At 46.0% G+C, this 13,508-nt stretch carries 17 protein-coding genes; 12 read left to right on the top strand and 5 right to left on the bottom strand.

Features of this window, described 5'->3' with window-relative positions:
• Positions 1-71: 71 nt before the first annotated feature.
• Positions 72-770 (bottom strand): response regulator transcription factor, encoded by a 699-nt coding sequence (locus NQ556_RS01105; RefSeq protein ID WP_005333481.1) that lies wholly within the window; start codon positions 768-770, stop codon positions 72-74.
• Between the two features lie 325 nt (positions 771-1,095).
• On the opposite strand from NQ556_RS01105, the gene NQ556_RS01100 reads away from it, so the two are divergent.
• The 12 genes from NQ556_RS01100 (at position 1,096) to NQ556_RS01045 (ending at position 10,375) form a co-directional block, all read left to right on the top strand.
• Positions 1,096-1,797 carry a single-stranded DNA-binding protein gene (locus NQ556_RS01100; protein ID WP_005333477.1) on the top strand — a complete coding sequence of 234 codons (702 nt, stop codon included), beginning with the start codon at positions 1,096-1,098 and terminating at the stop codon, positions 1,795-1,797.
• Positions 1,798-1,938: 141 nt separating this feature from the next.
• Complete coding sequence (locus NQ556_RS01095; protein WP_243426628.1) at positions 1,939-2,715, top strand: hypothetical protein; 777 nt, start codon at positions 1,939-1,941, stop codon at positions 2,713-2,715.
• Positions 2,716-2,731: 16 nt separating this feature from the next.
• The gene (locus tag NQ556_RS01090) at positions 2,732-4,543 is read left to right on the top strand and encodes an AAA family ATPase (RefSeq protein WP_005333473.1); all 1,812 of its coding nucleotides are present in this window, start codon (positions 2,732-2,734) and stop codon (positions 4,541-4,543) included.
• Between the two features lie 9 nt (positions 4,544-4,552).
• Positions 4,553-4,819 carry a helix-turn-helix domain-containing protein gene (locus tag NQ556_RS01085; RefSeq protein ID WP_005333471.1) on the top strand — a complete coding sequence of 89 codons (267 nt, stop codon included), beginning with the start codon at positions 4,553-4,555 and terminating at the stop codon, positions 4,817-4,819.
• On the top strand, positions 4,816-6,933 hold the full coding sequence (locus NQ556_RS01080; RefSeq protein ID WP_005333469.1) for a vWA domain-containing protein: 2,118 nt from the start codon (positions 4,816-4,818) through the stop codon (positions 6,931-6,933). The genes NQ556_RS01085 and NQ556_RS01080 overlap by 4 nt, the downstream gene beginning before the upstream one ends.
• 16 nt (positions 6,934-6,949) lie before the next feature.
• Entirely contained in the window at positions 6,950-7,636 is a 687-nt protein-coding gene (locus NQ556_RS01075) for a hypothetical protein (RefSeq protein WP_005333468.1), read from the top strand.
• A 62-nt stretch (positions 7,637-7,698) separates the two neighbouring features.
• Positions 7,699-8,217 carry an AbrB/MazE/SpoVT family DNA-binding domain-containing protein gene (locus tag NQ556_RS01070; RefSeq protein ID WP_005333466.1) on the top strand — a complete coding sequence of 173 codons (519 nt, stop codon included), beginning with the start codon at positions 7,699-7,701 and terminating at the stop codon, positions 8,215-8,217.
• 19 nt (positions 8,218-8,236) lie between these two features.
• On the top strand, positions 8,237-8,485 hold the full coding sequence (locus NQ556_RS01065; protein ID WP_005333464.1) for a hypothetical protein: 249 nt from the start codon (positions 8,237-8,239) through the stop codon (positions 8,483-8,485).
• Between the two features lie 5 nt (positions 8,486-8,490).
• Positions 8,491-9,069 carry a hypothetical protein gene (locus NQ556_RS01060; protein WP_008373923.1) on the top strand — a complete coding sequence of 193 codons (579 nt, stop codon included), beginning with the start codon at positions 8,491-8,493 and terminating at the stop codon, positions 9,067-9,069.
• Positions 9,050-9,427 carry a hypothetical protein gene (locus NQ556_RS01055; RefSeq protein WP_005333460.1) on the top strand — a complete coding sequence of 126 codons (378 nt, stop codon included), beginning with the start codon at positions 9,050-9,052 and terminating at the stop codon, positions 9,425-9,427. Before NQ556_RS01060 ends, NQ556_RS01055 begins: the two co-directional genes overlap by 20 nt.
• Entirely contained in the window at positions 9,427-10,035 is a 609-nt protein-coding gene (locus NQ556_RS01050; protein ID WP_005333458.1) for a hypothetical protein, read from the top strand. Before NQ556_RS01055 ends, NQ556_RS01050 begins: the two co-directional genes overlap by 1 nt.
• A gap of 55 nt (positions 10,036-10,090) precedes the next feature.
• Positions 10,091-10,375 carry a hypothetical protein gene (locus tag NQ556_RS01045; RefSeq protein WP_005333456.1) on the top strand — a complete coding sequence of 95 codons (285 nt, stop codon included), beginning with the start codon at positions 10,091-10,093 and terminating at the stop codon, positions 10,373-10,375.
• A 32-nt stretch (positions 10,376-10,407) separates the two neighbouring features.
• Here the strand turns inward: NQ556_RS01045 and NQ556_RS01040 are convergent, their stop codons facing one another.
• The 4 genes from NQ556_RS01040 to NQ556_RS01025 all read right to left on the bottom strand — a co-directional run bounded on the left by NQ556_RS01040 (position 10,408) and on the right by NQ556_RS01025 (position 13,466).
• The gene (locus tag NQ556_RS01040; RefSeq protein WP_005333454.1) at positions 10,408-10,809 is read right to left on the bottom strand and encodes a winged helix-turn-helix domain-containing protein; all 402 of its coding nucleotides are present in this window, start codon (positions 10,807-10,809) and stop codon (positions 10,408-10,410) included.
• 62 nt (positions 10,810-10,871) lie between these two features.
• Complete coding sequence (locus NQ556_RS01035) at positions 10,872-11,744, bottom strand: ABC transporter ATP-binding protein (protein WP_005333452.1); 873 nt, start codon at positions 11,742-11,744, stop codon at positions 10,872-10,874.
• Between the two features lie 4 nt (positions 11,745-11,748).
• Complete coding sequence (locus NQ556_RS01030) at positions 11,749-12,405, bottom strand: hypothetical protein (RefSeq protein ID WP_243026131.1); 657 nt, start codon at positions 12,403-12,405, stop codon at positions 11,749-11,751.
• Positions 12,402-13,466: an ABC transporter permease gene (locus NQ556_RS01025; RefSeq protein ID WP_008373936.1), complete on the bottom strand. Its 1,065-nt coding sequence runs from the start codon at positions 13,464-13,466 to the stop codon at positions 12,402-12,404. Before NQ556_RS01025 ends, NQ556_RS01030 begins: the two co-directional genes overlap by 4 nt.
• Positions 13,467-13,508: the final 42 nt, after the last annotated feature.

Below are 13,508 nucleotides of genomic sequence, written 5' to 3'. Positions count from 1 at the left end.
TTCTTATCTGCTGTTATCATATCGGATAAATCCTAATCAAACGCAAATAAATAGTAAAAAAAGAGTAAAGATTAAGAATGCAGACGGTAGCCGATTCCCCATACGGTATCAATATATTCCTCCTGCGTTACTGCTTTTATCTTTTTCCGGATATTGCTGATATGTACATCCAGTGTCTTTGTCTCTCCCATATAGTGTTCATCCCACGCATATTCAAAAATCTCTTCTTTGCTGAAGACCTGTTTCGGATGCTCCAGTAAAAGCTCCAGAATTGCAAATTCCTGCTTTGTAATTTTGGGAAGCAGCACTCCGGCAATCCGGACTTCAAAGCGCTCACGGTCCAGTTCCAGGTTTTTATATGACACGCTTTTATGTTCCGGCTCCTGCTGCATATGGCGGAGCTGAACCTGAATCCGGGCAAGCACCTCCTGTATCTCAAACGGTTTTGTAATGTAATCATCTGCCCCACTGGTAAGAAGCCCGATTTTTTCATCCAATCCGTCTTTGGCTGTCAGGACAATAACCGGCGTATTGCCCTGTTTCCGAATCTGGGCAAGCACCTCTTCTCCTGAAATTCCCGGAAGCATCAGATCCAATAGAATCAAAGAAAAGCCCGCCTTATCCATCTGGAACAGCATCCTCGCTTCCGTCCCGGAAAAAGCCTGTACCGTCTCATACCCTGCTTTCTGTAATGCCGTATATAAAAGATTATTGATATCCGTATCGTCTTCTACAATCAGAATTCTGTTTTTCTGCTCCATTTTTCTCATCCTTCCATTTTCCGATTTAAACAATATTATATTGCACTTTTATAACTATGTCCAAAATTCTTTTGATATTATCCTTCCACCTCGTCTACATATGCTATATATAGTTCTAATTCTTTTGACATATGCTATATCTTGTGTTAATATAATCTTGTATTTAAGTTTTTGTGCTGTCCCGTCATGGGAGTCTGGACCATTCATCCAGAAGCATATGCAGTTTAAGTTTGGAAAATCGTGTCATTATACTGCCGTTTTATACGGTGCTATAATGGCACTTTTTTTATTTTAATCTATTTTAACGCCCAAAGAGGCAGAAAGGAGAATTTTTATGTCAGCAATTTTAACAATTTTAGGGAGGGCCACAAGAGATCCTGAGATGCAGCAAGGAAAAAATTCCGGTACGGAATATGTTTCTCTGGACATTGCAGTTTCACAGCGAGGCCAGGATGGAAAGGAAGAAACCATTTACTATCAGTGCTATTTTAACAAGTTCCTTGCAGAACGCTTAGCAAAAGCAGGCGTAAAGAAAGGAACCGGGCTGATGATCTATGGTGATCTGGAGCTTCATCCGTTCATTTATCAGAAAGGAAAGAATGCGGGGCAGGCAAATGCCGGTCCGAGGATCAATGTCAAGGACTGGCACTTTGTACCATCCAACCGTTCTGACAGCAATACCGGACATCCGGGTGCAAACCAGAACAGCCAGCCGAATGGTGGTGCGGCAACGCCCGGTGCAGCCGGCAATGGCAGCTACCCAATGCAGGGAAATCCCAATGGCAGCTACCAGAATCAGGCAATGCCTGGCGGCTATCCACAGCAGGGAATGGCTCCTGCTAACGGTGCCTACACGCCTCCTGCAAATGGCGGACAGTATCAGGCTCCGCCAAACGGAACCGGTCAGCCACAGAGCAGCTACCCGCCGCAGGGCAGTTATACCGGAATGCCAAATTACGGAGGTATGCCGGGCAGTCAGCCAACTGACGGCTTTCAAAATGTGCCGGAACAGATGGCATCCCAGTTGCCCTATTAACTCTCAAGGAACCCTATGTTGAGGAATTGCATTTATCATCTTTGTGATGATGCAGTTCCTCTTTTTCATGTCCGGAAGCGGCGATTTCCCATCCAGCTTCCGGGCTTGTCTAAGAATCATGAATCAGAAAGGAATCAGCTCATGAAAAAATCAAATCGAAAAAAATTCTTACAGTTTGTCGTGCTTGTACTGTTTCTTGCAGCACTTTTCGTACCACAGGATGCCAACCGGCTTCTGATTGCAGGCATTGCCCTGATCGGTATCGGAGTCACGCTGTTCAGTTATCTTCTCCCGCTTTTCACGGAACGCCTGAAAAACAGGGAGCATAAGCTACGAAAACGCCCAGAAAGAACTCGTCATCTGGAAGGAACACCTGATCTGGAAACCATTCTCTGGAGACAGATCAAATTCCAGATTACCGGAAAGCTCAAGGAAGCCTTCCCGGATGCCACATGGGATTTTGTGAAAGAACCACCGCTCTCCCAGATACTGGATGGGGAACCATTACGGATTCGCACACGGAATACCGGAAGTTATAATTTTGCGGAAATTCTCATGGATGCCCGTGGCAGTCTGACGCTTCAGATGATGACCATTGAATCCTTACATAAAAAGGAACCGTCAGAAGGAAATCCGGATTCCAGACCAGCCGTTAATCCCAAATCATGGTATTCCCTGATTGGGAAACCGCTACTGATGGAATTGGTCGGTGACTTACAGGCAAGGGGCTATGAAAAGCTGTTTATCAACGAGCAGGGAGATGTCTATATTCTGAACGGCACTGAACCGGAAGTCCGGGGAAAGCTGGAACATTTCCCGCCCAAAGATTACTGGGGCGAATTGACGGAGATTTTTACTGAAGATGAATTGACCACAGAAGAGACCGGGCAGGCACTGGAACTGTCCTGGATCTCATAAGAAGGAGGAACGAATCATGGCAAATAACATCGTAGCAACCTGGGGGTTCAAACGCAAACTCCCGGAACCATTTGAGGATTATACGGACCATGCAATCTTTGATGACATTGCATCCAAATACTGTACTCAGCCACGGAAAAAATCCACGCTTCATGCAGCTACCCTGCGGGCAGTCCTTGCTTATCTGGAGCTGGAAAACCCGGTTGGCAGTACCCCGCCGGAAAAGCTTGGGGCGGTCGGTACCCAATCCAACAATTTTGTTGTGGCGGAATATCCGAGCAAAACCGGTGATCTTCAGGTGGTTGTCTACAACCAGCTAAACGGAAAGTTTTACGGAGGCTGCTATACTCCTCCGCCGGATGTGGAAAGCACACCGGAAAAATACGAATTTAAAGACTCCAAACAGTCCGGTGCGGCTCTGCTGTTCGCACTGATGCCGGTTTTTCTGGCAGATGAAGAGTGTAATGAAAAGTATCAGGAATTAAAAGCGCACCGGGACAACGGTTATCCCGATCTGGACGCCGCTGCGGAAACAGCAGCCGTTCTCTGCGACAACATTTACCGGAGAACCCGCTATGCATCAGGTCTCCCGACTGGTGGTGTTAAGATTGACCTTCCGGCAAACGGCGTATTGTCGCTGATCAAACCGTTAAATATCCAGAAGGGGGTCTATGCACCAACCGAAGTGCTCCATGGAGACTTTCAGGTGTTACGTCCAGGAAGTGGATTTAAGAAAGCACAGGCAGCCATTTCCAGAGATGATTTTGTTGGGAAATTTATCCTGACCGCATCCCGAAGGCTGTCTCCGGAAGAGGAGGTATCTGTTCCGACATTGGCAGAGTGGTACATCATCCCTCCGGAAATCAAACGGATCTGCGAACACGCAAAACTGACAACGGATACCACACAGCCGATGCGGAATTTTCTTTTACGGGGACCGGCAGGTACCGGAAAGACCGAAGGAGCCAAAGCCATTGCTTCCGCACTTCACCTTCCTTACCGCTGCATTACCTGTTCCGCAAATACAGAGGTATTCGACCTTTTAGGTCAGATTCTTCCGGATGTGGACGGAAAACGCACCCGGCTTCAGCGGCAGTACCCGTCTTTTCAGGAAATCCAGTTAGATCCCTCCGGTGCCTATCAGAAGCTGACCGGAAACTATGATGAAGAAATTTCTGCCGAGGACACCTACCAGAAGCTGATCGATACGATTTTTGATGAAATGCACAGCTATTATAAGGAACACACCTCCGGACAGAACTTCCAGTATGTGGATACGCCTCTAGTCGAAGCCATCCGCTATGGGTATATTCTTGAGATACAGGAGCCTACGGTCATTGCTAATCCCGGTGTACTGGTTGGACTTAACTCCCTTTTAGACCGCTGTAACAGCGTATATCTTCCAAACGGAGAAACCATCCACCGTCATCCGGATACGACCATCGTAATCACCACAAACAATGACTATGCAGGCTGTAAACAGATGAACCAGTCTGTCATTTCCCGAATGAACCTTGTGATTGATCTGGATGAACCGGATGAGGATACACAGGTAGAACGTGCCATGGCTGTTACCGGATGCAAGGATGCAAAAACGGTACGTCTGATGACACGCATTGTCAAATCCATGGCTGTCTACTGCCGGGAAAATCTCATTACAGATGGCTGCTGTGGCATGAGGGAGCTGATTTCCTGGGTGCAGTCCTACATGGTCTGCGGGGATATCCGGGAAGCGGCCCGTTACACGGTGCTTGCCTCTGCCTCTGCCGATGCTGAGAACCGTACGGAAGTGGAAGAAAGCTGTCTGGATACTGTGCTTGCTGCGTAGGACACGCCTATGAGAAAAGCAGCACTCACAGAAGCCCAGATCCGAAAGCATCTGGCAGATAATCTGTCTTATCTCCGGCAAGCCAAAACACCGAAGTTATCACAAAAGGCAGTTGCCAGAATCTTAAATCTTCCCCCGAAAACCATTATGAATTATGAAAATGCAAACTCCTCCCCGATGGCTTATGCCGTCCTTCGCCTTGCTGTGTATTACGGCTGCACGATGGAGGAACTGCTGACAAAAAATCTAAGAAAAGAAAGGAAGAATATCACGTGAATCACAGCCAAAGAAATTTAAAGAAACTAATCCGGGCAAAAGAGGATTCCATTGCGGATGAGGAGTTATTCCTCTCCGCTGCCTATCAGAAGTACCAGACCTCCCTTGCCAGAGCCGTTACCGGACGTTACCGGTATGGACTGCAGGTACTGCTGGACTGGGACATTTCCGAACAGGCAGGCGTTGCATATACCGACAATTATAAGGTACATCTCAACGCAGCGAACCCGATCACCCAGTCTTTCCCCACCCGTTTCTTACGTTCCCAGAGCCTGACAGGGCTCACCGGGCATGAAGTGGGGCACTTACTCTATTCTGATTTCACAGCCCACGCTGTTCATCTGAGGAGTCTGGAAAACGGTTCCTTCTATCCGAAGGAGCCGGAGCTATCCCTTCCAGCTTATCAGACAGCACTGGAGGAGATCAAAGAAGTGTTAGAAGAAAAGGACAAAGCCGGATGCCTGACACTGGCACGATGCGCCGCAACTTTTCAAAACATTCTGGAAGACATCCATATTGAAGACCGTATGTGTGAGGAATTCCACGGCACCTTCCGACAGGGGATTGAACTCAATAACCTGCGTATGTCCGAACAGATTCCTTCCATACAGGAACAAATTGACAAAGAATACCAGCCATTTTCCATCATTGCCAACCTGATCCTTTCCTATTGCCGGACCGGAAACATCAACAATCCCACCGGCTATCAGGGGGATTATCTGGATACCATTTCCGATTGTACCGATCTTCTGGATACGGCAATGGAATCGGAAAAAGGCACTGACCGGATGCTGGTTTCCAATGCGCTCTTAGCCCTGACCTGGAACTATATCCAGCCGCTCATCGAAAAAACACGGGAGGAATTGGAAATGCATGGCGAGGATTCCGCTGCCGATGCTCTGGAAGATCTTCTAGGGGATGAAGTCAGCAGCGGCGCTCCTCTTCCGACCGGAAAAAGCGGTGCCATTCCAAAGAATATCAAACCAGCTTCCCCAAAAGGAAGCGGGAATGATGAGGGCAATGCTCCTTCCGGTCCACGTACCAAAGAGGATGCTATAGAGGAAGCCAAACAGGTGCTTTCGGAAGAAGGCGGGCGCATCGCTCTTACAAAGACCAATACCATTCTGGATGAAAACAACCCCGGCGTCACTTATGTCAGTCAGTATCAGGGCAGCGGCTATGAGCATGCTGCAGAGGATCTGTTCCGGATCTTGAACGATGTGGCTGCAGAAAAGGTGCAGGAAGACTGTCAGACGGAACTGACCGAGGAACTGCAGAAAACAGCCAATGATATTCATTACGGCAATGCCCATGCAGGCATCCATGTTACCATCCATCGCCTGACCAGTGTTTCCGATTACCTGAAGAATGAATACCAGACAGTTGCTCCCCCGCTCCTGCGGGCTTCCAAAAAGCTGCAAAGCACCATCCTGCCGCTTTTGAAAGAAGAACAGCAAGGCGGAAAGCAGAAGAATCTCCTGTTTGGAAAACGTCTGGACTCCCATGCTCTCTATAAGACAGACGGAACCATCTTTACCAGAACCAGACTTCCAGGAGAGGAAAAACGTCTGGCTGTTGCCCTCCTGATTGACGAGAGTGGTTCGATGGGTTGGGGTGACCGGATGACACATGCAAGAAAGACTGCCATTGTCCTTTATGATTTCTGTAAAAGCCTCGGTATCCCTATCACCATTTACGGGCATTCCACGGATGCAGGCGGCGTTGCTCTTTACTCCTATGCAGAATTTGATTCTGTGGACAATGAGGACTGTTACCGGCTGATGGATATGTGCGACCGCAACGGGAACCGGGACGGCGCAGCTCTCCGCTTCGTAGCAGAGCATTTGTGCACACGCCCGGAGCTTCAGAAGCTGCTGATCCTGATTTCTGACGGTCAGCCAGCCGATTACGGCTACAGCGGAACGGAAGCAGAGGCAGATCTGCGGGGCATCAAGAAAGAATACGAAAAACGGGATGTCATCCTGTTTGCGGCTGCCATTGGTGACGATAAGGAAAATATCCGCAGGATTTACAAGGACGGATTCCTGGATATCACGAAACTGGAAGAGCTTCCAAAGAATATGGCACAGCTTGTCAAACAGCATCTCAAATAAAGGAAGGTGAATACTCATGAATGAAACTTATCAAAACCGGATTACCGACCAGATCTGCAAGATCCAGAATGACCGGGCACTCATTGCCTTTTATGACCGGCTCCGCTACGCACCACTCGGCAACTATGCACAGCTACATGCCAAAGGGGAATATCAGGAAAACGGGCATAAAGTACATTCTTTAATCTGCATCACCATTCAGGATTATTCCAACGGTACCGGAGACCGGAATATCATCACCCGTTTCAACCTGGCACCGGAACAGATCCAGTTCCTCTTAACCCGGATCACTTCCGGTTTTCAGGAATTTGAATGGAGCCAGAGCAAGATCTACGGCAATCCCGATCAGAACGGTTATTCCACAGCCCAGATGTTTTATATCTCCAGACATCCCTATGATTCCAAAGGGCAGCCTATGAAAAGCCCATGGAAAATCCAGATTGTAAATGGGAAAGGCATCAAAGCACAGAATAAGAACGGTGGTTCCTACATGCAGCCACGCAGCTTCCAGTCCGAAAAGACGACAGCCATCCAGCTTACCGACATGGATCTGTTCACGCTTCTGAAGCGGACGGATTCCTATATTTCCAACTGGGAAACGGTGATTGCTGCATCACTGATCAATAACGGAAAACGGATGCTGGCAGACCAGCAGAACAGTCAAATGCAACAGACAGCACAGGCTCCGCCTTACGCTGCCTAAATTTTCAGAAGAGAAGCGGTACTTTACTGCTTCTCCTCTTTTTAAGAAAGGAGACTTTAGTTATGAATATTGCACTCATCCGGACCATGGACTCTCAGGGGCGTATCGTCATCCCTGCAGAAATCCGGAAACAAATGAAGCTCTCAGACGGAGATGCACTGGAACTGGAAAATGTGGGAATGGAGCTGCTTTTACGCAAATGCCCTACCCACTTAAACGGAAAAGAGGAAATGGCTTCCTATCTTTCCGTCCTCTACAGTGTCATCCACTGTGGTATCGCAATTTGCAGTGAGGCTCACATACTCGTATCTGCGGGCATCTATCTTCCGGAAGGCACTCCCGTTACAGAAGAACTCGCCGAATTGGTTGCGGACGGCCAGGAACTGATCTCTGCTGAGAACTGCCCTGTCTACCCGGTATCCAACACCCGTCAACCGGTTTGTGCTTTTTTCCCGATTTTAAGGGAAGACAGAGAGCCGCTGGCACTTCTTCTCTGTTCCAGAACCGGACAGCATTTATCCGAGATGGAATTGGGATGCGCTAAACTGGTCGCTGCCGTAATTGCAAACAAAATTAAGTAAGGAAAGGAGCGTGAAATCAATGAAGAATACAAATATAACCTTACACACCACCCAAAAGAAAGAATATGTCCTCACCGGAATCCTGTCCCTGCCCCTCCATCTGGGAGAACGGGCGTGGATCTATAGTTATAACCAGACCTTTGCTACCAGTCCGGTGCAGAGTATTCTGGAAGTATCCGAAAACGGTGTGGTATTTGAGACCTGCAACAGTATTTACCGTCTCAGCTACACCCGTGTTCCGATGGAGCTGGAGGCGATGTGTGCTTGACAAGAATGGAAGAACTGGAGAGCTGCCTTTCGGGGCTCCTCTCCACCTTAAAGAAGAACCGGGAACATGTGCCTCTGGAAGTGCTGAAGACACAGTATAAGCAGCCGTATGAAGAACTGGTCAGAAACATCAACCTGACCGCTTCTGCCTATGCAAAATCTGTGCTGCTCCACCGGCTGGTCCTGAATCCGGATGCAGATGTGGAGGAACAATGTACCGTCATCAACCAGATGATACAAACTTCCGGGATGCTGAAGAGAATCAGCTCCTGCATGTCCAAAACCTATGATGTAGGACAGATATATCCTCTGATACTGGAACTACGCCATATGGTCGAACAGGCACTCTGGCCCTATGTGAATCAGGCAACTTGTCTGGTCGCAGATCTGGATGATATAGAAAAAGAACCGACAATTTACAATTTTTTGACACATGAAGTTTATGAAAATGATACCTGGATTCACCGAGAAATCGACCTGCGCTGGAAACTACTGGTACATCTTACTCCCGAACAAAGAGAATCCGTACCACCAGCCAATCATAGTATGAATGGAGGAATTTACCATGAAAGAACAACCATCTAATCCTTGCGAGAAAGTCTCATTTATTTTGACCTATGACCAGCTTGAAGCTGCTTATAACATCTACCGGGAACAATTTATTTCCTGCGACTTCATCCGCCGCTCCATGGAACGTCTGGAGGAAAGAATCGGACTCTGCAACCTTCCATATGAAACGCTGCGTGATGATCCAAGCCTTCTTCATGAAGCATACCTGCAGTTTCTCCGACTGGAAGACTGCAATGTGGCTTATAACGACACGCTGGAGCAGGTAATTGATGCAATCGAACAATGGCTTGCCTCTGGCACCTTATCCCCTGTAAACCTTACGGTTTCCAACCAGAATATGGGTGAAACTTTTGGAACGGAGGTGGATGTGTAATGGCAAATATCTGCTGTGATGATGTGATCTTTTATACAGAAGGAAATCCGGAAGGACTATATGACTTGTGGGAGGACCTGGAAACCTACATCATTCTGAACCAGAATCCTGATTTATGCTGGATTGGCAATTTATTTTCCCACAAGAAAATAGATTCCACCGGAATATCTCTTCGTGGAAATGTCAGCTACATGGAATGGAATGATACGTATATTCTACTTTCTTTAGAGACAGCATGGACTCCACTTTATGAAGCATATCAGGCGATAGCCGCTGCATATCATGTTCCCTTTGTGATGCAAAGCATAGAACCTGGAGAACGAATTTATTATAACACGGATGAAGCACACCTATTTTTCCCTGACCGATATTGTGTCCGCTTATATGAAGAAAGCCTATTGACTCCATGTGGCTTAATAATCGGAGAAAAGCTGGAAGACGGTGAACCATTTGAAACGGAAACAGACGTATTAGAACGATTCAGAGATTGCGGATATCCAGCAGCTACACTAAAAGAGTTGGAGCTCATGTTCGATGCGGATGAACTTATTATTTTTGAATTTACAAATCCATATTTGGATCTGGAGCAGAAAAATGCTTGTGCATGAAACTTCTCCCCTCCACACCAAAGACGATTATCATCAGATTTAAAGGAGGAACACCATGACTGATTTGGAACTGGATGTCTGGGATGCATGGCTCAGGGAACGTCAGGAACATCTGGAAGAAACCCTGTCCAATATCTCACCATCGGAAGAACCCTGCAGATATTACCTGCTAACCGGATATATTCAGGGAATGCTAGAAGCTCTTACCATGCTTACGACTGTTGAGGATGGGAAACGCTTCAAGATCAAACTGGAGCAATTTCGCCAGAATCTGCTCCTCTCTGGAGATTACGATGCTACCGGTAACTATAAACAGGCAGTGAAGAAAACTGCTGTTTAAATACTTCGAGCCGCCCAATCGGACGGCTCTTTTTATGCCCGAAAACGGTAGCCTACACCACGTATCGTTTCTATGTAGTGCGGTTCTTCCGGATTTTCTTCTATTTTCTTTCTCAGATTCTTGACTAACCCATAGACACGGTTATCCACTTCTGACTCCACATCCTCATAAATATGCTGGTAAATCTGTTCTTTTGTAAATACCCGATTGGGGGATAAGGCCAGATAAAAAAGCAGGTCATATTCATGTCTGGTAAGTTCCACAACCTTACCATCTTTGATTACGCTCCGCTGAAGCTGGTCTATTTCCAAACCTTGGAATGTCAACTTTTCAGAATTTGTAATCTCCATAACTTCTAACGTACTTTCGCAGGCTAGAACTGATTTAATTTTATTCAGGATTCCCTCTTCGGAATCAGAAATGGTAAGAATCATCACTTTCCCATAACATCACCTGCTTTTCTTAGCATTTAGCTTTCACTCCTCATTAACAATGTTTATCGATTGGTTACATAGATATATGCATCTTCCAAAGTTACGTCACAAGCTATACATCCACTTTCTGACGGCATATTCTCCCCTAACAGTCTTAATCTAATTCCTTCCTCCGTATACTGCTTACTGGAAATATGATATTTTCTTTCTAATTCTCTTGCAAGGCTTTCGTCCTCTGTACAGCATTCCCATACATGCCCTCTTGCCTTATTCAATAATTCCCTCATTGTTCCTGTATAAAGGAATCTACCTTTTTTCATAACCGCAAGCTGATTACAGGTTGCCATCAGATCCTCCACCACATGCGTTGAAAATAATACGGTGCGTTCTTCTGCAAAATCTACCAGTAAATTACGGATACGGATGCGTTCCTCCGGATCGAGCCCTGTTGTTGGTTCATCCACAATTAAAAAATCCGGCTCATGGAGTAATGCCTGCACTAATCCAACTCTTCGCTTCATTCCACCTGAAAGCTGCCGCATTTTCTTTTTCTGATGGTCTGCAAGACTGGTCTTCTCCAGATAGTAATCAATCCTTTTCTTGCTTTCTCTTTTCTCAATTCCAGCCAGATCTCCCATATACTCCAGACATTCTCGAACAGTCAAAGACGGATACAGATCAATTTCCTGTGGCAGATACCCAATCTTTTTCTGTATCTTTTCGTAATTTGCTTCGCAATATAGCGTACCATCTAACAGAACTTTTCCACTTGTGGGTGCAAGCACCGTTGTAAGCACCCGCATCAACGTTGTTTTTCCTGCACCATTTTCACCTAACAGACCAAATATCCCATGTGGGATTTCCAGATCCACATGATCTACCGCTGTCACTCCATTTTTAAATGTTACTGTTAAATCGTCTATTCTTATACTCATAATCTTACCCTCTCTTCTTTAATATCTTAGGAACAAATGCAAGCATCATCCCCGCAAATACCACGCACAGCACCTTCCCGCCAAGCCATCTCCACTCTGTCAGCTTACCGAAATCACAAGTTCCGTAGGAAAATGGTCCCCAGTTTTTCAAAAACTGAGTTGCCTTTCCGGAAATAGAGAAAAAACAGAAAAGCAGCACGACACCCATACCAATCCATCTGTTTCGAACCAGATTGCTGACAGTTACGGAAAGCACACTCCAAAACAAAACAGTTCCGGGAATCGCAATACAATAAATTCCAAACAAGGCACCGCCATCTAATTCTTCTGTCAGATTCACCGGTTTCTGCCAATAAAAGAGTCCATATGCCAACAAACTGATTCCAATCAGATAAGCTACCTGCACAAATAGTCTTTTATAAACTACCCCTGCCTGCTTTTTTAGATTATAAAGGCAGAATACTTCCGAGCGTTTGCTCTGCACTTCCACCAGATAAGTATCTGCACAGAAAACGACTGCCAGAAGCGAAACAGCTCTTTCCACTGCCCCTCCGATTTCGTTTGCGTATACAACAGGCTGGATTGCACTCAATATCACAACAAAAGCGATTGAATATGCAATTTTATAATATGGCATACATATTTTTACTTCTTTCTTCAATGTACTCTCCTCCTTTTCCACATCCACACCGCTATAAACATGAGCAGTATGGATGCTGCCACAAGAAGCAGTTGATTGAGATATACCCGATATGGCAATCCCGTTTCAAAAAAATTCCCCGGAAATCTAACCATAATAGAGAATGGTCTTGCATGACACTGTCCTTTGCTGTCCCATGTCAGCATATTAGAATAAATGATATAAAGAACCAGCGCCGGAACCGCTGGAAGCGGATTCTTAAACAGCAGCGCTGTAACCGCATACACACAGCAGATCATCAGGATGTTCGGCAGGACATACAGGATCGAATTCTGAACAAAATCCAGTATGTTCATAGCAAATCCTGATTTTACTGCCGTGGCATAACACAAAATGATAAATACGATATTCATAATGACCAGTGCCGTCGTCATGATGAGAAATCCACTGCTTATTTTCCCGGCAATATATTGAAAAGCCGTCATCGGTTTGGTGTGCAGCAATTCATAAGTATTTTTCCTCATATCCTGGAAAAATAAAAACGCCAGCAGAACCGTTGCAAAGAATGCCATATGCAGGCTTGCAAAATCTGTAAATTTTCTTCCGAAATAATAGGAGAATGGATGTTTCTCAAGATTTTCTCTGATATACCGATTGACTTCCTCCGGGCTTCCCTGATACCATGAAACGTCCTCATACACATAATTGGCACCATTAAAGTGGTATTCCGTTTTCAGATACTGACACGCCTCCGTAATCTCCATCTGTTTCATCTCAGATATCACTGCCTCCGCCTCTGCTTCCGACATGCCAAACCCATTCTCTGTGTCTTGAAGTATCTTTACAATCTCTTTCTCCCACAGTTCTCTCTCCTTATCCGGTGTTGCCGGAATACATCCCTCCATAACATCCCCATCGGAAGCCATTTTTACCTTCCTGAAGGTTTCATCCGGCTTCACGTAATGAATGGACAGATAAGGTGCAAGTGTCTGGTACATACTGATTAAAACAACAATCAAACCGGTCCAAAATATCGGATTTTTAAGATAATTTTTCAGATTCCTTTTTATGATCGCTTTCATAAGTCATCCCGCCTTTCTTTTTTCTACAAACAGCATAGCCTA

This window comes from Coprococcus comes ATCC 27758 (assembly GCF_025149785.1).
Taxonomy (GTDB): Bacteria; Bacillota; Clostridia; order Lachnospirales; family Lachnospiraceae; genus Allocoprococcus; species Allocoprococcus comes.
Note: the sequence above shows the minus strand (reverse complement) of the source record. Positions and strands in the feature narration are given on the sequence as shown.